Source organism: Achromobacter animicus (assembly GCF_902859585.1).
Taxonomy (GTDB): Bacteria; Pseudomonadota; Gammaproteobacteria; order Burkholderiales; family Burkholderiaceae_B; genus Achromobacter; species Achromobacter animicus.
In genome coordinates this window covers 178,970-199,400 of the sequence record NZ_CADIJM010000007.1, presented here as the reverse complement: position 1 = coordinate 199,400, position 20,431 = coordinate 178,970, and the positions used below count along the sequence as shown (strand labels likewise).

The 20,431-nt window shown below is 66.2% G+C and carries 21 protein-coding genes; 7 read left to right on the top strand and 14 right to left on the bottom strand.

Annotated features, from left to right (window positions below; translation table 11 throughout):
- The first annotated feature begins 2 nt into the window (after positions 1-2).
- Positions 3-266 carry a PAAR domain-containing protein gene (locus HV681_RS18185; protein WP_175124377.1) on the top strand — a complete coding sequence of 88 codons (264 nt, stop codon included), beginning with the start codon at positions 3-5 and terminating at the stop codon, positions 264-266.
- A 10-nt stretch (positions 267-276) separates the two neighbouring features.
- Positions 277-636: a helix-turn-helix transcriptional regulator gene (locus HV681_RS18180; RefSeq protein ID WP_175124376.1), complete on the top strand. Its 360-nt coding sequence runs from the start codon at positions 277-279 to the stop codon at positions 634-636.
- A gap of 196 nt (positions 637-832) precedes the next feature.
- On the opposite strand, the gene hutI is transcribed toward HV681_RS18180, so the two are convergent.
- The 10 genes from hutI to HV681_RS18130 form a co-directional block, all read right to left on the bottom strand.
- Positions 833-2,038 (bottom strand): imidazolonepropionase, encoded by a 1,206-nt coding sequence (hutI, locus tag HV681_RS18175; protein ID WP_175124375.1) that lies wholly within the window; start codon positions 2,036-2,038, stop codon positions 833-835.
- 55 nt (positions 2,039-2,093) lie between these two features.
- The gene (locus HV681_RS18170; protein WP_175124374.1) at positions 2,094-3,524 is read right to left on the bottom strand and encodes an amino acid permease; all 1,431 of its coding nucleotides are present in this window, start codon (positions 3,522-3,524) and stop codon (positions 2,094-2,096) included.
- Positions 3,525-3,644: 120 nt separating this feature from the next.
- Complete coding sequence (gene hutH / locus HV681_RS18165) at positions 3,645-5,174, bottom strand: histidine ammonia-lyase (protein WP_175124373.1); 1,530 nt, start codon at positions 5,172-5,174, stop codon at positions 3,645-3,647.
- 97 nt (positions 5,175-5,271) lie between these two features.
- The gene (gene hutU / locus HV681_RS18160; protein WP_175124372.1) at positions 5,272-6,951 is read right to left on the bottom strand and encodes a urocanate hydratase; all 1,680 of its coding nucleotides are present in this window, start codon (positions 6,949-6,951) and stop codon (positions 5,272-5,274) included.
- Positions 6,952-7,206: 255 nt separating this feature from the next.
- Complete coding sequence (gene hutC, locus HV681_RS18155; RefSeq protein WP_279974892.1) at positions 7,207-7,950, bottom strand: histidine utilization transcriptional repressor HutC; 744 nt, start codon at positions 7,948-7,950, stop codon at positions 7,207-7,209.
- A 90-nt stretch (positions 7,951-8,040) separates the two neighbouring features.
- Entirely contained in the window at positions 8,041-9,006 is a 966-nt protein-coding gene (locus HV681_RS18150) for an XdhC family protein (RefSeq protein ID WP_175124371.1), read from the bottom strand.
- Positions 9,007-9,079: 73 nt separating this feature from the next.
- On the bottom strand, positions 9,080-11,371 hold the full coding sequence (locus tag HV681_RS18145; RefSeq protein WP_175124370.1) for a xanthine dehydrogenase family protein molybdopterin-binding subunit: 2,292 nt from the start codon (positions 11,369-11,371) through the stop codon (positions 9,080-9,082).
- Positions 11,368-11,841: a (2Fe-2S)-binding protein gene (locus tag HV681_RS18140; RefSeq protein WP_175124369.1), complete on the bottom strand. Its 474-nt coding sequence runs from the start codon at positions 11,839-11,841 to the stop codon at positions 11,368-11,370. Before HV681_RS18140 ends, HV681_RS18145 begins: the two co-directional genes overlap by 4 nt.
- A gap of 166 nt (positions 11,842-12,007) precedes the next feature.
- The gene (locus HV681_RS18135) at positions 12,008-12,685 is read right to left on the bottom strand and encodes a carboxymuconolactone decarboxylase family protein (protein ID WP_217467863.1); all 678 of its coding nucleotides are present in this window, start codon (positions 12,683-12,685) and stop codon (positions 12,008-12,010) included.
- Positions 12,686-12,782: 97 nt separating this feature from the next.
- Entirely contained in the window at positions 12,783-13,280 is a 498-nt protein-coding gene (locus HV681_RS18130) for a (R)-mandelonitrile lyase (RefSeq protein WP_175124367.1), read from the bottom strand.
- 166 nt (positions 13,281-13,446) lie between these two features.
- Here HV681_RS18130 and HV681_RS18125 point away from each other — a divergent pair, with 166 nt between their 5' ends.
- Positions 13,447-14,367, top strand: a complete 921-nt coding sequence (locus HV681_RS18125) for a LysR family transcriptional regulator (protein WP_175124366.1) — start codon at positions 13,447-13,449, stop codon at positions 14,365-14,367.
- Here HV681_RS18125 and HV681_RS27900 read toward each other — a convergent pair.
- A complete protein-coding gene (locus HV681_RS27900) occupies positions 14,364-14,534 on the bottom strand; it encodes a hypothetical protein (protein WP_254594319.1) in 171 nt (56 codons plus the stop codon). The two genes, HV681_RS18125 and HV681_RS27900, sit on opposite strands and share 4 nt — an antisense overlap.
- On the opposite strand from HV681_RS27900, the gene HV681_RS18120 reads away from it, so the two are divergent.
- From HV681_RS18120 to HV681_RS18110, 3 genes are all read left to right on the top strand, one after another.
- Entirely contained in the window at positions 14,533-14,700 is a 168-nt protein-coding gene (locus HV681_RS18120) for a hypothetical protein (RefSeq protein ID WP_313065589.1), read from the top strand. The genes HV681_RS27900 and HV681_RS18120 overlap by 2 nt on opposite strands.
- A gap of 36 nt (positions 14,701-14,736) precedes the next feature.
- The gene (locus HV681_RS18115; protein ID WP_175124364.1) at positions 14,737-15,456 is read left to right on the top strand and encodes a glutamine amidotransferase; all 720 of its coding nucleotides are present in this window, start codon (positions 14,737-14,739) and stop codon (positions 15,454-15,456) included.
- A 231-nt stretch (positions 15,457-15,687) separates the two neighbouring features.
- Positions 15,688-16,794, top strand: coding sequence for a porin (locus HV681_RS18110; RefSeq protein ID WP_175124363.1), 1,107 nt, complete (start codon positions 15,688-15,690; stop codon positions 16,792-16,794).
- Positions 16,795-17,105: 311 nt separating this feature from the next.
- Here HV681_RS18110 and HV681_RS18105 read toward each other — a convergent pair whose 3' ends face one another.
- Positions 17,106-17,570 carry a hypothetical protein gene (locus tag HV681_RS18105; protein WP_175124362.1) on the bottom strand — a complete coding sequence of 155 codons (465 nt, stop codon included), beginning with the start codon at positions 17,568-17,570 and terminating at the stop codon, positions 17,106-17,108.
- 140 nt (positions 17,571-17,710) lie between these two features.
- On the opposite strand from HV681_RS18105, the gene HV681_RS18100 reads away from it, so the two are divergent.
- Positions 17,711-18,166, top strand: a complete 456-nt coding sequence (locus HV681_RS18100; RefSeq protein ID WP_175124361.1) for a hypothetical protein — start codon at positions 17,711-17,713, stop codon at positions 18,164-18,166.
- A gap of 133 nt (positions 18,167-18,299) precedes the next feature.
- Here HV681_RS18100 and HV681_RS18095 read toward each other — a convergent pair whose 3' ends face one another.
- Both HV681_RS18095 and HV681_RS18090 read right to left on the bottom strand, forming a co-directional pair.
- Positions 18,300-18,848: a DUF3455 domain-containing protein gene (locus HV681_RS18095; RefSeq protein WP_175124360.1), complete on the bottom strand. Its 549-nt coding sequence runs from the start codon at positions 18,846-18,848 to the stop codon at positions 18,300-18,302.
- 123 nt (positions 18,849-18,971) lie between these two features.
- The gene (locus tag HV681_RS18090) at positions 18,972-20,375 is read right to left on the bottom strand and encodes a trypsin-like peptidase domain-containing protein (RefSeq protein WP_175124359.1); all 1,404 of its coding nucleotides are present in this window, start codon (positions 20,373-20,375) and stop codon (positions 18,972-18,974) included.
- Positions 20,376-20,431: the final 56 nt, after the last annotated feature.

Below are 20,431 nucleotides of genomic sequence, written 5' to 3'. Positions count from 1 at the left end.
CGATGCCCAACGTTATTCGCAAGGGCGACAGCACCGATCATGGCGGCGTGGTGCTGGAGGGCTTTGAACACACTAACTTCAACGGGAGGCCGTTGGCCGGTGTGGGGCACAAGGTTTCTTGCCCCAGGTGCAATGGCGTCTTCGCCATCGCAGAGGGAAATGCCGCCTACAACATAGGCGGAATCCCCGTCGCGGTGGAAGGGATGAGGACCACATGCGGAGCAAGCCTGATCGCGAACACGTCAACCGGGAAAGTTAGCTGCTGAGATGCCGGTCATGAACCCGAGCCCCACCATCGTAGCGGCCGACGGCAAGCCTGCCTTCGTTGTGCTGCCCTACGCCGAATACCTTGCGCTGATCCGCGCTTACAACGCGCCAAGGCGGCACCGTGTGCGCATACCCGCGGACGGAAGCATTCCGCACGAGGTTTTTCTCCTGATGACTCTTAACGACTGGAGCGTCATCCGTGCGTGGCGCAAGTTCCTGGGGATGACGAGAGCCCAGATGGCGGATGGATTGGACATACGGCGATCGAGCTATACGGCCATGGAGGCAACCGGAGCACGCCTGAACAAGGACACACGCGAGCAGATTGCGGTCCTCCTCGGCCTTCGGTTCGACCAATGCGATGTCTGACTTGGAAAACGGTGGGGCCCCGGTTGAGGTAGCCCCATCAGGCAAAAATCCGCGGCACGTGACGCTCGTGAGCAGCCTTGTCCCCTCGTTAAGCTGGATCGGTGCAGACAGGTTTGATCGACTGAAAGGGTTTGAAGAACGCCTTGCCGAAGTGCAGCGGTGATCCTTGACGGCGGTCGACCGGATGCTAAATCGCTCAAACGTCGACTAAAGCGCCATGCCGAACCACCCGCTTCGCCACATCCCCACCCACCCAATACGCCAGCTCCGCCGGATGCGTGATCTCCCAAGCCACAAAATCCGCCACCTTCCCAACCTCCAGCGTCCCGTGCGTCGCTGACAACCCCAACGCCCGCGCGCCATTCAGCGTCACCCCCGCCAGTGTCTCTTCTGGCGTCATCCTGAACAACGTACACGCCATGCTCAGCATCAACCGCAACGACAGCACCGGCGACGTCCCGGGATTCAGATCCGTCGAAATCGCGATCGGCACGCCGTGCTGGCGCAGCAGATCCACCGGCGGCAGTTGCGTTTCGCGCAGCGCGTAGAACGCGCCTGGCAGCAGCACCGCCACCGTCCCCGCCTTGGCCATTGCCAGCACGTCGGACTCGGTCAGGTATTCCAGATGATCGGCAGACAGCGCCCCATAGCGCGCCGCCAGACTCGCTCCGTGCAGTGACGACAGCTGCTCCGCATGCAGTTTCACGGGCAGGTTCAGCCGGACCGCCGCCCGAAAAACCCGTTCGACCTGCTCCGGCGTAAAAGCAAGGTGTTCGCAAAATGCATCCACGGCGTCGACCAAGCCTTCCGCCGCCAGCGCCGGCAGCATGCGCAGCGTTACTTCGTCGATGTACTCGTCCGGACGCCCTGTGAACTCTGGCGGCAGCGCGTGCGCAGCCAGGCAGGTTGCGCGCACGGTCAGCGGCAGCGTCTGACCCAGGCGCCTTGCCACGCGCAGCATCTTGCGTTCATTTTCTAAATCAAGTCCGTATCCCGACTTGATCTCCAACGTCGTGACGCCATCACGCAGCAAATGCAGCGCACGGCGATGGGCGCTTGCGAACAGTTCGTCTTCGGTTGCCGCGCGTGTGGCGCGTACGGTGCTGGCGATGCCGCCGCCTTGGGCCGCGATGGTGGCGTAGTCGACCCCTTGCAGACGCTGTTCGAATTCCCTGCTGCGGTCGCCGCCGAATACCAGGTGGGTGTGGCAATCGACGAGGCCGGGCGTGACCCACGCGCCGCCCAGGTCATGGACGTGCGCGGCGTCCACGGCGGGCAGTTCGGAATCCGGGCCGATCCATTCGATGCGGTCGGCGCGGGTCACGATGGCCGCGCTGTGGATTACGGAATAGGTGCCGCCGGCCATCGTGGCGGCGTGGCAATGTCGCCAGACCTGTCTCATGCATTTCTCCTTGGTGCAGGCGCCGGCCCAAACACATGCGCCGGCGCCGCGTCGTTCAGTCCGAACCCTGGGGCGCGGGCACCGGCTGCCGCTCCGGCAGGCGCTTGGGATATACCCAGAAGCGATAGGCCAGGCAAAGCAGCGCGATCCAGACAGCGCCCACGCCGAGCGCCGCCTGTGTGCTTGGGAAGTAGCCCAGGACTGCGATCACGAAGGCCATGAAGGCAATGGCCATCAACGGTGCAGCGGGCCAGAGCGGGACGGGGAACTTCAACTGCGAGATTTCCTCCGGGCTCATCTTGCGGCGCATCGCCACCTGCGACAGCAGGATCATCAGCCACACCCACACCGTGGCGAACGTGGCGATGGAGGCGATCAGCAGGAAAACATCTTCCGGGATCAGATAATTCAGCAGTACGCCCAAGAGCAGCGCCACCGTCATTACCACCACCGTCATCCACGGCACACCATTGGCCGATACCGAGGCAAAGCCGCGCGGCGCCTGGCCTTGTTGGGCCATGCCGAACAGCATGCGGCCCGCGCCGAAGATGTCGCTGTTGATGGCGGATACGGCCGCCGAAATCACGACAATGTTCAGGATGGTGGCGGCGGAACTGATGCCGAGGCTGTCGAAGATCTGCACGAAGGGACTGCCTTGGCTGCCGATCTGCGTCCACGGGAAGATCGACATCAGCACGAACAGCGTCAGCACGTAGAAGAGCAGGATGCGCATGGGCACCGCGTTGATGGCGCGGGGAAGGGTGCGGCCGGGGTCCTTGGCTTCGCCGGCGGTGATGCCGATGATCTCGATGCCGCCGAAGGCGAACACCACCACGGCCAGCGATGCAATCAGGCCGCCCACGCCGTTGGGCATGAAGCCGCCGTGCTCCCACAGGTTGTGCACGCCGGTTGCAACGCTGTCCGCGCCCATCCCCATGCCGAACAGCATGATGCCCAGGCCGCCGGCGATCATCGCGAGGATGGCGCCTACCTTCAGCAGCGACAGCCAGAACTCCAGTTCGCCGAATACCTTCACGGAAAGCAGGTTGATGGCGCCGATGAAGAGGACGATGGACAAGACCCAGATCCATCGGGGCACGTCGGGATACCAGAACCCCATGTAGAGGCCGAACGCGGTGATGTCGGCCAGACAGACAATGATCATCTCGAACGCATAGGTCCAGCCGGTCAGGAAGCCAGCCAGCGGCCCCAGGTATTGCGTGGCGTAGTGGCCGAACGATCCGGACACCGGGTTGCGCACCGCCATCTCACCCAGGGCGCGCATGACCATATAGACGGCGGCGCCGGCCACCAGGTAGGCAAGCAGCACCGAGGGGCCGGCCGCCTGGATCGCCTTGGCCGACCCATAGAAAAGGCCCGTGCCGATGGCCGAGCCCAATGCCATGAAGCGGATGTGGCGGGCGTTCAGCCCGCGTTTGAGTGTCTGCGCTTCTGCCGGTGTGTCTGACTGCGAGGATGCTTGCATTGTTGTCTCTCTCGGTTCCTTGGTCGATCTCGCGTGTAACGCCGCGCAGGCGCCTTCTGATGGGCCCGTACGCGCGGCGAGGCAATGACGGCCGGATGCTTCCGGCCGGGGGGCGTGGTATCAGAGGCTGGGCAGCAGACCGGCCGGCATCAGGCCGTTCATGACTTGCGCGGCGATCAGGCCGCTGGCCGCTGCGATGTCGGGCGCGAAGAAGCGGTCTTCTTCGTAGTGGGGCACTTTCTCGCGTAGCGCGCGACGCGCGGCTTCGAGCTGCGGTGAGGTCTTGAGCCCTTCGCGGAAGTCCAGGCCCTGGCACGCGCCCAGCCATTCGATGGCCAGGATGTCGCGCACGTTGTCGGCCATGGCCCACAGCCGCTTGCCCGCGTTGGGCGCCATCGACACGTGGTCTTCCTGGTTGGCCGACGTGGGCATGCTGTCCACGCTGGCCGGATGGGCCAGAGCCTTGTTGTCGCTTGCCAGTGCCGCAGCCGTCACCTGAGCGATCATGAAACCCGAGTTGACGCCGCCCTTGCGCACCAGGAATGGCGGCAACTGCGACATGTGCTTGTCCATCATCAGCGCGATGCGCCGTTCCGCCAGGGCGCCGATTTCGGCGAGCGCCAGCGCCAGGTTGTCGGCGACCAGCGCCACGGGTTCGGCATGGAAGTTGCCGCCGGAGATGACGTCGCCCTGCTCGACGAACACGAGCGGGTTGTCGGACACGGCGTTCGATTCGATTTCCAGTACCTGCGCCGCGTGGCGGATCTGCGTGAGGCAGGCGCCCATCACCTGGGGCTGGCAGCGCAGCGAGTAGGGATCTTGCACCTTGCCGCAATCGGCGTGGGAGTGGCCGACTTCGCTGTCGTCGCCCAAGAGGCTGCGGTAGACGGCGGCCACGTCGATCTGTCCAAGCTGCCCGCGCGCGGCGTGGATGCGGGCGTCGAAGGGGGCGCGCGAGCCCAGCATGGCCTCGACGCTCAGGCTGCCGCACACCAGACCTGCCGCCATCATGTCTTCGGCTTCGAACAGGCCGCGCAGCGCGAACGCGGTGGACACCTGGGTGCCGTTCAAGAGGGCCAGCCCTTCCTTGGCGGCCAGCGTGAGCGGCGCGAGGCCCGCGCGCGTCAGCGCCTCACGCGCGGGCAGCCATTCGCCTTGGTAGCGTGCCTGGCTTTCGCCCAGCAGGACCAACGACATGTGTGCGAGCGGGGCCAGGTCGCCCGAGGCGCCCACAGAACCCTTGAGCGGAATGTGCGGGTACACGCCCGCGTTGACCAGCGCGATCAGGCTGTCGATGACATGGCGGCGCACGCCGGAATAACCGCGAGCCAGACTGTTGATCTTGAGCACCATGATGAGCCGCACCATGGCGTCGTCCAGCGCCTCGCCCACGCCGGCTGCGTGCGAGCGGACCAGCGAAGTCTGCAACGCCTGCAGGTCTTCGCGCGCGATCTTGGTCGAGGCCAACAGACCAAAGCCCGTATTGATGCCGTAGACGGTGCGGCCTTCGGCGATGATGCGTTCAACCGTGTCCACGCTGGCGTCGATGGCCTGCGCGGCGCCGGGATCCAGCGTCAGGCTAACGGGCTGCTGATAGGCGCGCCGCAGGTCGGCCAGCGTCAAGTGGCCCGGTTTCACATGCAATTCCATTCCTCTTTCTCCTACGCCGGCGGTCCGGCTGCTTGCTATCGTTGTCATGCGGTCTGTTGCGCGGGCTGGTCCATCGCGAGGCTGCGCCGCGCGGGTGTCAGCGCTTGCCGGTCACCATGGGCAGGTTCAAGCCCTGTTCGTGTGCGCAGTCGATGGCGATCTGGTAGCCGGCGTCCGCGTGCCGCATCACGCCCGTGGCAGGGTCGTTGGTCAGCACACGGGCGATGCGCTCGGCAGCGGCGTCGGTGCCATCGCACACGATGACCATGCCGGAGTGCTGCGAGAAGCCCATGCCGACGCCGCCGCCGTGGTGCAGCGACACCCACGTCGCACCGCTGGCGGTGTTGAGCAGGGCGTTGAGCAGGGGCCAATCGGAAACGGCGTCCGAGCCGTCGCGCATGGATTCGGTTTCGCGGTTGGGGCTGGCGACCGAGCCGGAATCGAGGTGGTCGCGGCCGATGACGATGGGCGCCGACAGTTCGCCTGACCGCACCATTTCGTTGAACGCCAGGCCCAGCTTGGCGCGCTCGCCCAGCCCGACCCAGCAGATGCGCGCGGGCAGGCCCTGGAAGCTGATGCGCTCGCGGGCCATGCTGAGCCAATGATGCAGGTGGGCGTCGTCGGGAATCAGTTCCTTGACCTTGGCGTCGGTTTTGTAGATGTCTTGCGGGTCGCCGGACAGCGCAGCCCAACGGAAGGGGCCCACGCCGCGGCAGAAGAGCGGACGGATGTAGGCCGGAACGAAGCCGGGAAAGTCGAACGCGTCGGCGACGCCTTCTTCCTTGGCCATCTGGCGGATGTTGTTGCCGTAGTCGAAGGTGGGGATGCCCTGGCGCTGGAAGGCCAGCATCGCCTGCACGTGTACGGCCATGGATTGCTTGGCGGCCTTGATGACCGCCGCCGGTTCGCGCTGGGCGCGGTCGCGGTATTCCTGCCACGACCAGCCGGCGGGCAGGTAGCCGTTCAAGGGATCGTGCGCGCTGGTCTGGTCGGTGACCATGTCGGGCTTGACGCCGCGGCGCACGAGTTCGGGCAGGATTTCGGCGGCGTTGCCGCACAGCGCGATGGACACGGCGCGGCCGGCCTGCGTGTGTTTGGCGATGCGGGCCAGCGCGTCGTCCAGGTTGGCTGCCTGTTCGTCCACGTAGCGGGTGCGAAGACGGAAGTCGATGCGGCTTTGCTGGCATTCGATGTTCAGGGAGCACGCGCCGGCCAGCGTGGCGGCCAGCGGCTGCGCGCCGCCCATGCCGCCCAGGCCGGCGGTCAGCACCCAGCGCCCGGACAGGTTGCCGCCGTAATGCTGGCGGCCGGCTTCGACAAAGGTTTCGTACGTGCCTTGGACGATGCCCTGGCTGCCGATGTAGATCCAGCTGCCGGCGGTCATCTGGCCGTACATGGCCAGGCCCTTGGCGTCCAGTTCGTTGAAGTGTTCCCAGGTGGCCCAGTGCGGGACAAGGTTGGAGTTGGCGATCAGGACACGCGGCGCGTTGGCGTGCGTCTTGAACACACCCACCGGCTTGCCCGATTGCACGAGCAGGGTTTCGTCGTCGTTCAGGGCCTTGAGCGATTCAACGATCTTGTCGTAGCAATCCCAGTCGCGGGCCGCGCGGCCGATGCCGCCGTAGACGACGAGCTCGTTCGGGTTCTCGGCCACATCGGGGTCGAGGTTGTTCATCAGCATGCGCAAGGGCGCTTCGGTCAGCCAGCTTTTGGTGTTGAGCTGGCTGCCGCGCGGGGCGCGGATGACGGCATCGCGGAATCGGGGGGATGGGTTCAAGTGAAGTCTCCTGGATCGGGTCAAGGCGCGCTGTGATCCAGCGCCAAGGTGAGCAGATCTTAAGACGACTATGGTTGTATATACAATAGCAGATGACTGATTTTGGACTGAGGGATTACCCCAATGAAAAATGCCGAAACCTGTGAGATTTCGGCATGGGAAAAGTCATTCGGGAGGGCGCCGCACTGGCGCGTTGCAGTTCAGTCGGACGCGACTCGTCGCGTCATAGGTACGGCGAGTGGAAAGCGGTGAACGTCACGTCGTGAACTTGCCTTCCAGCCGGTGACGGGAACCCGGATGGATCAGGCGGGCCAGTGTCACCGCGCGGTCGCCGGACCAGGTGCGCCGGCGGATCAGCAGGCAGGGTTCTTCGCGGTCGATCTGCAACAACTGGCATTCGCGCGGCTTGGCAAGAATGGCTTCGACCACGTGCTCGCCGGCGCTCAGCGGCGCCACGCGCGTCAGGTATTCGTACGGCGTGCTTTGCGTGAAGTCCTGCAGCAGGTAGTCGGGCGCAAGGCGGACATTGACGTAGCGGTCTTCAAGCTGGATGGGTACGTCGTCTTCGTAATGGACGATCAGTGAATGAAACACAGGTTGGCCTGCGCGGATGTCCAACGCCTGAGCTTGCTCGGCGCCAGCCGGTTCTTCGGCCAGCCGCACGACACGGCTGTGGTGGCGGTGGTTGCGCGCCGCGATTTCGTCGGCAATGTTGTTCACGGCGAACAGCGCCGAGCGCGCCTTGGGCTGCGCGACGAACGTGCCGACGCCTTGCATCCGCACCAGCAGGCCTTCGGCGGTCAGTTCGCGCAGCGCGCGGTTGATCGTCATTCGGCTGAATCCCAGTTCATCGACCAGCTCGGCTTCGGACGGCACGCGGTAATGCGCAGGCCAGGCGCCGCTGCGGATCTGCTGCGCGATCATCTGCTTGACCTGCGCGTACAGCGGAGCGGGCAGGGCATTGGCCGGGACGGGCAATCGGGGGGGAGAAGCGGCCACGGGTGGGATCCTGGGAGTGCGATACGTAAGCAAGGAAAGATGCGGTTTCTAGTATAGACAGGTACACATCACTTGCGAACGGCGGCGCCCCTATCCCGTCATCACGCCATTCTTCACCGCCAGAATGTGCGCCATCACGCTCACCGCGATTTCGGCCGGCGTCTTGCTGCCGATGTGCAGGCCGACTGGCGAGTGCAGCCGCTGCACGGATGTTTCGGTTTCGTCCAGATGCTCGATGAACCGCTGCCGGCGGCTGGCAGCGTTACGGCGCGAGCCGATGGCGCCGACGTAGAAGGCAGGACTGTGCAGCGCTTCCAGCAGTGCCATGTCGTCAAGCTTGGGGTCATGGCTGAGCGCCACGATGCACGAGCGGGAATCCGGGTTCAGCGCGCGCACTGCGTCGTCGGGCATTTCGGTGGTGAACGCCACGCCGTCGACGGACCATGTGCCCAGATGCTCGATGCGCGGATCGCACACGGTGACCGCAAAATCATTGAACAGCGCCATGGTGGCGACGTACTCGGCCAGCGACCCGGCGCCGATCAGCAACAGCCTGTACTGCGGGCCCAGCGTGCTGGACAGGGTGACGCCATCGAAATGCAGGGCCTCCGGCGCCGAGGCGTCGCTCAGCGTGACCGCGCCGCTGGCGCAATCGACCGTCCGCTGTACGAGCTGGCCGGTCTCGAGCCGGCGGACCAGTTCATTCAGTATTCCGCCGACCGGTGCAAATTCCAGAAGCAGTTCAAGCGTCCCGCCGCAGGGCAGTCCGAACCGGTGCGCCTCGTCGGCCGTGACGCCGTAGCGGACGAGTTCGGGCGCCGATTGTGGAATGCTTCCGTCGCCGTAAGCCCGCGTGTAGCGGTGGATCAGGTCGTCCTCGATGCAGCCGCCGGACACCGAGCCGATGCAACGGCCGTCCTCGCGCAGCACCATCATGGACCCCACGGGCCGCGGCGACGAGCCCCATGTCTTGACGACCGTAGCCAGCATCAGGCGATGCCCGGCCTCCTGCCAGTCGCGCGCCGCGCGCAGCACGCGGACATCAACGCTTTCCATGGGCGTTCTTCCTTTGGATCAAAAAGGCGTTCATGGCGGACGGCCCTGATTCAGTCATAGATTGGCTTTCCGCTTATGCCAGCTTGCGGACCGGCAGGGTGCGGATCCGCTTGCCCGTCGCGGCGAAGATCGCATTGCACAGCGCGGGGGCGACGGGCGGCACTGGCGGTTCGCCCACGCCGCCCGGTGGCAGCGCGTGGTCGTCGTTGACCAGATGCGTGCGGATCACGCGCGGCGAGGCGTTGTGGCGCAGCACCTCGTAGTCGTGGAAGTTGCTTTGCTTGACGCGGCCTTTTTCAAAGGTGATCTCGCTGGTCAGCGCCAGGCTCAGCCCCATGATGGCGCCGCCTTCCATCTGCGCGCGAATGCGTTCGGGGTTGATCTGCGGGCCGCAGTCCATCGCCATGTCCACGGCGACGACGCGGATCTCGCCCTTGTCGTCCACCGCCACCTCGACCACCGTGGCGGTGTAGCTCATGAAGCTGTAGCAGAAGGCCAGCCCGAGCCCATGCCCCTTCGGTAGTGTGCGGCCCCAGCCCGCGCCCTTGCACGCGGCGTCGATCACCCCGCGAAGGCGGCCGGTGTCGTAGGGGTAGCGCTCAGGCGATTCGGTGTAGTTCCAGGTGTCGGCCAACGTGCCGGGATCGATCTGGCGCGCGGGGCCAATGAGATCCAGCGCGAATGCCTGAGGATCCTTGCCCGCGCGATGCGCGAGTTCGTCGATGAAGCACTGGGCCGCGAAGGCATGCGGAATGTTGGCGACGGACCGGAACCAGCCGATGCGTGCATGGGCTTCGACTTCGGCGGTTTCCACGCGCACATTGGGAATGCGATAGGGCATGTTGATCGCCGACATGGCGGACTCGAACATCTGCTGCCCCTTGGCGCCTTGCGCAAACAACGACGCGATGGTGGGGGAGGCGCTTCGATGCAGCCAGGACTGGACTTGCCCCTGCGTGTTCATGACGGCTTCCAGGCGCTCGACCGAGACCGTGTGCAGGTAGTCGTGATGGATGTCGTCTTCGCGGGTCCAGACCAGCTTGACCGGCGTGCCTTCGGGCATGGCGCGGGCGACGATGGCCGCTTCGTCCACAAAATCGGGCTTGGACTTGCGGCCGAAACCGCCGCCCAGCAGCAGCACGTTGACCTTGACGTTGGCGGGCTCAAGCTTCAGGCGCGCGGCCACGGCGTCCCGGGCAGCGACCGGATTCTGGATGGACGTCCAGACCTCGGCGCGATCGCCCTGGATTTGCACGGTGGCGACGGGCGGCTCCATCGACGCGTGGGCCAGGTGCGGAACGTAGTACTCCGCGGACACGCGCTCGGCTTCCGGCGCGTTGGTCCAGGCATTTGCGGCGTCGCCCTGGTTGCGCATCGTCTTGCCGGGCGCGCGCGCCGCCGCCTGCAGCGTCTGCTGGTAGGCGACGGAGTCATAGGCGCCGTTCGGACCGTCGTCCCATTCGATCTGCAGCGCATCGCGCCCCTGCCGCGCGGCCCAGGTGTTGCGCGCAACGACCGCCACACCGCCGAGCGGCTGGAAGGCGGGCGCCCCTTGCATGGCGGGGATTTCAACGACCTTCAGCACGCCTGGTACGGCGAGCGCCTTGGCGCTGTCGACGCGGCGCACCCGGCCGCCCACGACGGGCGGGCGCGCAACGACGGCGTAGACCATGCCGGGCAGGCGCATGTCCATGCCGTAGGTCGCCTGGCCTTTTCCGATGGCTTCAAGGTCGACCAGGCGCACCTGGTCCTTGCCGATGTAGCGGAATTCGGACCGGGCCTTGAGTTTGAGGGCGTTGCCCGCGGGCACGGGCTGCTTGGCCGCGTCCGCCGCCAGGTCGCCATACGATAGACGGCGGCCGCTCGGCCCATGCAGCACTTCGTGCTGTTCGGCTTTGACCTCGGCAATGGGCACGGACCACCGCGCCGCCGCGGCCGCTTCGAGCATCTGCCGGGCCGCCGCGCCCACGCGCCGCATCGGCATCAGGAAGTGGCGCATGCTGCGCGAACCGTCGACGTTCTGATTGCCGTAGCGGGATTCGTCGGCGGGGGCCTGTACGACCTTCACGCGTTCCCAGCGTGCTTCCATTTCGTCGGCCACCACCATCGGCAGGCTGGTACGCACGCCGGTGCCCATCTCGGCTCGGTGCGCCACGATGGTGACGGCGCCATCGGAAGCAATGCTGACGAAGACGAGCGGGTCGTCCACGGTGCCGCCGGGCATGCTGTCGGCGCCGTATGCTTTGGCATCCGGCTCGGCGGCCACCGCCGCCGTGACCCATCCCTTTGCGGTGACGGCCAGCGTGAGTACGCCCAGGCTGCCCTGCAGGAAGGCGCGGCGCGAATGCTGAACGGCGGCGGTCATTGCTTGCTTCCTTGGGCGAGGCGGGCTGCGGCCTGCTGAATGGCCGCGAGGATCCGCGGGTACGTGCCGCAGCGGCAGATGTTGCCGCTCATGGCGTCCGCAATCTGTTGTTCGGTCGGATTGGGAGTCGCCTTCAACAGGCTTACCGCCGTCATGATCTGGCCAGCCTGGCAATAGCCGCATTGCGCGACGTTATTGGTAACCCAGGACGCCTGCACCGCCCGGCCGACCGGATCGGCTTCCATGCCTTCGATGGTGGAGAGTTGGCGGCCGGTGGCCACGGAGACGGGCGTCAGACAGGATCGCACGGGCGTACCGTCGATATGCACCGTACAGGCGCCGCACAAGGCCATGCCGCAGCCGAACTTGGTGCCGGTCATGCCCAGTTCATCGCGCAGGACCCATATAATCGGCATTTCATCCGGGACGTTGACGTCCTTGGTCTGGCCGTTGATTTGCAATTGCGTCATGAAGGGAGTCCAGGGGGAGGGCACGACAAGCTGCCTTGCCTCGGGTGGCGGGGATCATTGCTTGAGTCCAGAATTTTGCCCAAAAAATCCCGGGTTGGTTCATTAAAGGGACAAATTCGCCAGTGTCCGGGGCCGGTCCTGCCTGCACAGGAGCCGGCCCTTGCCGTCACTTGCCGGCTTGCACCAGCAATTGCCGGTCCAGCGCGTCCGTTGCGCGGCGGGCCGTCTGCGCGTCGACGTGTGACGCCAGCACCTGGGCAAGCTGGCGCAGTTGCGGCGCCGTCAGGCCCACGTTCATACTGATCCGCATGTGCGATTGCAGTTGCGATTCGACGCCCGTCAGCGCGGCCAGCATGCTGACCGTAGCAATTTCGCGGCTTTGCCAGTCCAGGTTGTCGCGCTCGAAGATGTCGCCAAAGAGGTGCGTGCGCAGGTATTCGTTGGCGACGGGAGCGAAGTCGAACAAGGGGCCCTGGACCGGGCCGCCGGATAGCTTGGTCTGATTGGCCGTTCCGGCGGCCAGCAGCGCGTCGCCCTGCGGGATCGGCCGGCTGGGCTCGGCGCCGGGCGCATCCTGGATGCCGCGTTGCTGGCGGGCCTGCCTTACTTTCATCAGTTCGGACAGGGCATTGAGGCTGCGCGGAAAGCCGGCGTAGGCGTACAGCTGCACCAGCACCTCTTTGGCATCGCTGACCGTCAATCCGGCATCCAGACCTTGTTCAAGCGCCGCGTTCAGCCGCGCGATGTCGCCGGTTGCCGCCAACGCGGCAATGGGCACGATCGCCGCCTGGCGGGCGGACAGCGAGTCCGGGGCCTGCGTCGCCGTCTGTGTCTTGTCTGTCATGTTGGAGGCTCCTTGCGCGTGGACGGGCAGGGCGATCGCTGCGGCCAGGCCAACGGCAGCGGCAAGCGCGCGAGTGCGAAATTGGGTCATGCGGGCTTTAGCGCGAGGCATATTGTTCATCGCTGACCTTCTCCATCCAGTTGACGTTCTTGCCGTCGACCGACGGCGTGACGGCCAAGTGGGTCATCGCGGTGCCGGGTGCGGCGCCGTGCCAGTGCTTGACGCCGGGCGGGCAGTGGATCACGTCGCCCGGGCGGATTTCTTGCACGGGCTTGCCCCATTCCTGGGTCAGTCCAACGCCCGACGTCACCACAAGCCGCTGTCCGGCCGGGTGCGTGTGCCACGCCGATCGCGCCCCGGGCTCGAAGGTCACAAGTGCGCCCGAAGCATTGACGTCCTTGTCCGCCGCCCACACGGGATCGATGCGCGCGCGGCCCGTGAAGTAGTCGTCCGGACCGGCGATGGATGCCTGCGCGCCCGCGCGTGCGATCTGCTGGGCCGCGGGGGAGGCGGTGGGCTGCGGTTCCGCGGCTTGCGCCGCCGCCGTCTGGACGAGCGCGGCGCAGACCGCGATCTTGCTTACGTGTTTTTGCATGCTTTTCTGCCTCTGTTCGTTGGGCGGCGGCGCTGTCTGCCGCGCGCCACGTCGGGTTTGGCGGGGCGCCGACCCGCCATCGGCGCCCACCCGTCGCACTGTATGATCCGGCGGATTAGATGAGAAGATCGCAAAATCCGTATTCCCTGGTGCACGGAATTCACCAATGCCCAAAGAGAACCTCAACGATCTGCATGCCTTCATGGCGGTGGCGCAGACCCGCAGCTTCACCCGCGCTGCGGCCCAGCTTGGCTTGTCGCGGTCTGCGCTCAGCCACGCCATGCTGGCGCTGGAAGCACGCCTGGGCGTGCGGTTGCTCACCCGGACGACCCGCAGCGTTTCACCTACTGAAGCCGGCGCCCGGCTGTTGAGTGTGCTGAGTCCCCGGCTGAGCGAAATACAGCAGGAGCTGGAGTCGCTGACCGCAATGCGCGACAAGCCCGCGGGCACGGTACGCATCACCGCGCATGATCACGCCATCGTGACGGCGCTATGGCCGCGCCTGTTGCCACTTCTGCGGCAGTACCCGGACGTGCAGATCGAATTCAGCGTGGACTACGCGATGACCGACATCGCCGCGCAACGTTTCGACGCGGGAGTGCGCGTGGGCAACCGCGTGGACAAGGACATGATCGCCGTGCGCATCGCGCCCGACCTGCGCATGGCGGTCGCCGCGTCGCCGGACTACCTGGCCGGCAGATCACTGCCCGCCACACCGCAGGAACTGACGGAGCACTGTTGCGTGAACCTGCGGCTGCCCACGCACGGCGGCCTGTACGCCTGGGATTTTGAAAAGGATGGACGCGCGCTGAGCGTGCGCGTGAACGGGCAGACCGTGTTCAACAATACGTTCCTGATGCTGCAGGCGGCGCTCGATGGCATGGGCCTGGCTTATGTGCCCTATGACCTGGTCAAACCGCACATCGAAGCGGGCCGGCTGGCGCCCGTGCTGGAGGATTGGTGGCCGGTGTTTCCGGGCTATCACCTTTACTACGCAAATCGCCGGCAGCTCTCGCCGGCGTTGGCGCTGGTGATAGAGGCGCTGCGGTATCGCGCTGAATCGGATCGCGCGTCTGCTACGACTTAACACGCCTTTCCCAGCGCGCGTTTGCTATAAAAGCGGCTATAGCGTTTCTGTAGGGCCGGGAAAATGTCGATATTCACGATCAGCCGCTGCGGCGCGGCGTTGTTTTTTGTCGCGGTGGTGGCGGGGTGCTCGTCGAGCAAGCCGACGGCTGCGGAAAAGGCCAGCATGGCGGCCACCACGCCGGCCCGGTCCAACGATGAGTGCAAGGCCAATCGCAAGAAGTGCCTGCACGAAGGGTCCTACGATGTCGGCGAGCGGGATTACGCCGAAGACGAAGCCAAGCGCCTGAACCTCGCCGAGTCCCAGCGTCTGCGGCGCCTGTTCGGAAAGTAAACTCCGTCATCCTTTCAATCCGCAGAATCGTTGTCCATGACCCGAAAACCGCTCGCCATCATTCAGATGGGCCGCCCGCCCGAAGATCTGCGGCAGGCGCAAGGCGAACAATCCGACTGGATGCTGGCCGCGCTTGAAGATCCGGACCTGCCGGTGCGGGTCTTCAAGCCCCACGACGACGAACCCCTGCCCACGTGGAATGACGTGTCCGGCGCGGTGTTGACGGGATCGTGGTCCATGGTGACGGATCGCGAGCCCTGGAGCGAGCGCACGGCCGAGTGGCTGCGCGGCGCGCATGGCGCGCGGTTGCCGCTCTTGGGCATCTGCTACGGCCATCAACTGATGGCGCACGCGCTGGGCGGCGTCGTCGACTTTCATCCGCAGGGCCGCGAGATCGGCCAGCATGCCATCGACTTCTGCGCGGAAGTTGGCGACGATGCGCTGCTTGGCGCGCTGCCGCGGCGTTTTCTGGCCAATCTGACGCATGAGCAAAGCGTGTTGACGCCGCCGCCGGGGGCCGAAGTGCTCGCCCGTTCGCGGCACGATCCGCATCAGGTCCTGCGATATGGGCCGAACGCGTGGTCGGTGCAATTCCATCCCGAGTTCTCGCCGACGCTGATGTCGGCATGCCTGTCGCGCCGCGCGCCGGTGTTCGAGGCGGAGGGCCACGACGTGGCGGCGATGGTGGCGGGCCTTGTCCCCACGCACGATGCGCGCCAATTGCTGCGCACGTTTGCGCGCATCCTGTCTTCATAGCACACGCCCATGACACGCCTGCCGGCGTGGCCGATGTGCGCGCCGCTGTCGGCGTCGCGCCACAAAAAAGCGATTATTTCCATTTCTTGCTGCGAAATCGCTTGTGTCCCCAGAACTGACATATTGCGTCCCTAGAATCCGTTCCTGCCATGCGCCGTGTGCATCACTGTGCCGCCTGCAATGTGGGTCTGGCCACATGCGCATGTCTGTTCACATCAATGGGAATCTGTAATGAAAAAGACTCTGTTCGCCACCGCCATCTTTGCCGCGCTGTCCGGCATGGCGCAGGCGGAAACCTCGGTGACGCTGTACGGCTTGATCGATACGGGCGTGGGCTATCAGCGGATCAAGGGCGATGGCTACCATGAATCCAAGGTCGGCATGAGCAACGGCGTTTCCAGCGGTTCGCGCTGGGGCCTGCGCGGTTCGGAAGACCTGGGCGACGGCCTCTCCGCCGTGTTCACGCTGGAAAGTGGATTCAACTCGGCCAACGGCCAGTCGGGCCAGAGCAGCCGCCTGTTCGGCCGCCAAGCCACCATCGGTCTGAAGAGCTCGTCGTGGGGCTTGCTGGAATTCGGCCGCCAGACCAACATCGCTTCCAAGTACCTGGGCGCGATCGATCCGTTCGGCGCCAGCTACGGCCAAGCCAACATCGGCAACGCGTTCAGCGCCGCCAACACCGTCCGCTACGACAACATGGTCCAGTACGCGACCCCGTCGTTCGGCGGCTTCCAGGCTGGCGTCGGCTACTCGTTCAACATCGCCGACACGACCGCCGCACAGACCGGCTTCCGCACCGCTGACAACACCCGCGCCATCACGGCCGGCGTGCGCTACGTGAACGGTCCGCTGAACGTCGCCCTGACGTACGACCAACTGAACCCGGCCAACCAGCTTGGCAATGACGCCACGCCCAAGGCATGGAGCATCGGCGCTTCGTACGACTTTGAAGTCGTGAAGCTGGCGGCCGCCTTCGGTCAGACGCGTGACGGCTGGTTCACCGGCCAAAGCATCAACGCCTTCGGCAGCGGCAGCCCCGAGGCCAAGAGCTTCAGCTCGAACGTTGGCGTCGAAGACTTCAAGGCCAATTCGTACATGGTCGGCGTGACCGTTCCGCTTGGCGCCAGCACCATCCTGGCTTCGTGGCAACGTGCCGATCCGGACAGCGATCTGCTGACCGGTGGCGATTCGGCCATGAACGTGTACAGCATCGGCTACACGTACAACCTGTCCAAGCGTACGAACCTGTACGCGCTGGGCTCCTACGCCACGGACTTCGCGTTCATCGACGGCGTGAAGAGCACGGTGGGCATGGTCGGTGTCCGTCATCGCTTCTAAGCGGCAGACGTGATGAGCGGCGCGCGCCAGGCGCGCGCCGCTTGCGCCCTGCACCGCGGTTGCACTGAGCGGATTGGGCGTCTTACCCGGCCACAGACGCGAAAAAAGCGGCCACCTCCCTAGCTCCACTCCCAGTCCGCTCACCCGAACTCCGATCATGGCAATTTGAAGGCCCGCGCAGGCTTGCGCGGGCTTCGTCATTTGTTGAGGCCGGATTGCGTAGCATTTTGGATCACCCTGCCGGCCGTCGTCGCCCGAGGGCAGGGTGAGTGTCGTTGTAGTATTGAACGCTCAGCCTAATCATCGGATAGCTATGCACACGCACAACGCACGGCTCGCAGAAATGACATTGGCGTTGACGCTGGCCATGGCCGCGGGCGCCTCTGCGCAGGCACAGAATGTTCAGCCGGGGGATGCGGCGGCCGCAGGCGGAGCGCCAGCTGCGGCAGTGCCGGCGGCGGCGACGGCATCGACGGCGCCCGCAACTGCACCTGCGGCATCGGCGTCTGCGAAGCCAGCGCCTGCATCGCCGGCACCCGCGTCGCCGGCATCTGCCGCGTCAGCAGCGGCAGCGCCCGCCCCAGGAGGGGCAGCGCCTGCATCGCCGGCGCCGGCCGCGCCAGCCGCGCCAGCCGCAGCCACGCCCGCAGCGGCAGCGCCAGCCCCAGCAGCAGCCACGCCAACACCGGCAACGCCCGCCCCGGCAGCACCTGCCCCATCAGCACCTGCTCCAGCAGCGCCGGCGCCGTCAGCGCCAGCCGCGTCGACACCGGCATCGCCGACACCGGCTCCTCCGGCCGCAGGATCGCCCGCCGCCGGATCTCCGGCTGCAGGATCGCCTGCTGCGCAACAAGACCCGAATGGCGCGACGGCGGACGCCGCCGCCGCTCCCCCGCCGCAGCCGCAAACGCTGCAGGTGCTGGACGGCAAGCTCAAGGTCCTCATCCCCGCCGGCTTCACCGAAACCGAATTTCCGTCGGACCCGGCAACGCCCGAGGTCTCCGGCAAGATCTACCTGAATCGCGCCACCATGCAGGCGATCATCGTGATCGATGTGCCGGTCGAACTGGCCGTCGGCGATGACGACGCGTTCACATTGGGCGCGATGGCCGCGGGCTTTCAGTCGCAGCAGAAGGAAGCAGTGCCGACGTTCAAGAAGACGGGAGACGGCGCGTTCAAGGTCGGCACCATCGGCGTTTTTCAAGTGGACGCGACCAGCAAACTGTCGGGCCGCCCGGCCGAGCTGACGGCGCTGTTCGCGGCGTCGGGCAAGAAGGTGGTGACGTTTTCCGCCTACACGCTCACGCAGGAAAAGGCCCGGCATCCCGGGCTGGTCGATGCCTTGAAGCAGGGCATGTCCGTCGCGCAGTAACGCCCGGCATCTGCCCGATGGGGGCGCGCGAGCGGCGCAGCAGGGGCCGCCGCTGTGGGTCAGCCGCGGTAAGACCGGCGCGGTGCATTGCCGCAATGCGACCGTCGCCGGACGTCCGTTCAGCGAACCAACCTCAGTTCGGTTTCCAGAACACGTAATCGGCCTGGTATTTGACCTGCGCCCGTTGGCCCTTGTTGGCCGCCGAGCAGGGCGTCTGCGGCGCGCCGCCGCCCGCGCGCACGAACCGCTGGATGTAGGTCACGCCGGTCAACAGACCCACGCCCGACGACGGATTGGCCAGGACGAGCTGGTCGTACAGGCGGTCCGGCCCGGCATTGGCGCGCACGGTTTCCATGCCGGTCAGCGTCGACCCGTCGGCTGCCCGCCAGGTTTCAGGCGGACTTTTGTAGGTGCCGGTCTGGCCGGATTGGCCCGCGCCAAGCGTTGCAGCCGCGCCCGCGATGACCCACGCGTAGCGCGCGCCGTCGGTCTGCGTCAGCCGGCATTCATACGTGATGTCGCCTTCCGCCGGCGCCTGCCAGACGATGCGGTTGTCGGCCGGCACCTGCATGATCTGCGGCGCCTTGTCCTGTGCGGCCGCGCCGGTCGCGATGACTGCGAGGCCGGCCGCCAGCAGCAGGCGGGGCAGCTTTTGGCGGGTGTGAGGCGGAATGCGGTTCATCCGTGCTCCTTCTGGCGGGCCGGGCGCGCCCGCGATGCATGGTTTGTCGTGACGGCTAGCCTTGGAACCGGCGCCGAACGCCGGGTCGGGCCATTCTGCCACGATTGCCGGGCAGCGCCTCGCTCAGTTCACCTGCAGCGTGTAGGCGGTCCGTCCGCGCAGCAGCGTCAGCACGAGCGGCTGCGCGCCCGCGCCGGTCAGCAGGTTGCGCAGGTCGGCAAGCGTGCTGACGGGGCGCTGATTCACGCCGATGACGATATCCCCGCGCTGCAGCCGCGCGGCTACGGGGCCGCGATCGGGAAACGTGGCGCTGACCGCGGCGCCGTCGTTGCCTTGCACGCGTTGCGCGCGTCCCACCTCGGAAAACTCTACGCCCATCATCCGGGCGTCCAGTGAACCTGCATGCAGGCGCTCGTTCTGCTCCGGCTCGATGCGCAGCAGGACCTCGGTCCTTGCGCCGGCGCGGGACAATCCCAGCCGCACCTGGCGCCCGACCGGCAACAGACCCTCCGCATTGCGCAGTTGGGCGCTGGAGCCGATTGTCTTGCCGTCGATGGACAGGATCTGGTCGCGGGCCTGGACGCCTGCCTTTTGCGCCGGCGAGCCATCGGCGACGCGCGCCACGACGACGCCGGTCGATCCCGGCGCCAGTCCAAGCTGGCGGGTATTGCGCGGCGTGATGTCCAGCGTGTCCAGTCCAAGTCCGCCGCGCTGCACCTGCCCGTGCTGCAACAGTTGCTGCATGACTTCGCCCGCCAGATTCGACGGAATGGCAAAGCCGATGCCTACATTCCCGCCCGACGGCGTGTAGATCATGGTGTTGATGCCGACCAGGTCGCCGTTCAGATTGACCAGCGCGCCGCCCGAGTTGCCGGGGTTGATGGACGCGTCGGTCTGAATGAAGTTCTGGTAGCCCGCGGCGCGCAGGCTGGACCGGTCCAGCGCGGACACGATGCCGGACGACGCCGACTGTCCGAGGCCGTAGGGATCACCGATCGCCACCACGAAATCGCCCACGCGCAGGTCGCTGGAGTCGGACAGGGTCAGCGCCTGCAGGTTTTGCGCGGCGATGCGCAGCACGGCCAGATCCGTGTCCGGATCGCTGCCCACCACCGTGGCGTGGAAGCTGCGCCCATCCTGCAGGGACACGCGGATGGCGGACGCCCCGCGCACCACGTGATGGTTGGTCAGGATGTTGCCCTGGGTGGCGTCGACGATGACGCCCGAACCCACGTTCTGCCGCAGGCTGCCGGGCGTGGACGCGCGGCCGCCGCTCGATGCCGCAGCGTCGGTACACGCTGAAATATTGACGACGGCCGGCGTGACGCGTTCGAGCATGGGCGCCAGCGAAGGCAGCGGTTGACCACCGACGGCCACAGGCAGCGCGGCGCGGCCGGGCGTGGGCGCCGACGTCAGCACCAGCAGGCCGACGGCGGCCAGCGTGGCGGGTAAGCGTTGCAGGGTCAGAAGAAAACGCTGCGCTGGGCGCGCGCGTTTGAGGCGGGGCGGTGAAGCCGGGTGGGGCATTTCGGTCCTTCATGCAGCGACGCGGCAGTATCGGGCGGCGCTGCTGCAGGTATGTG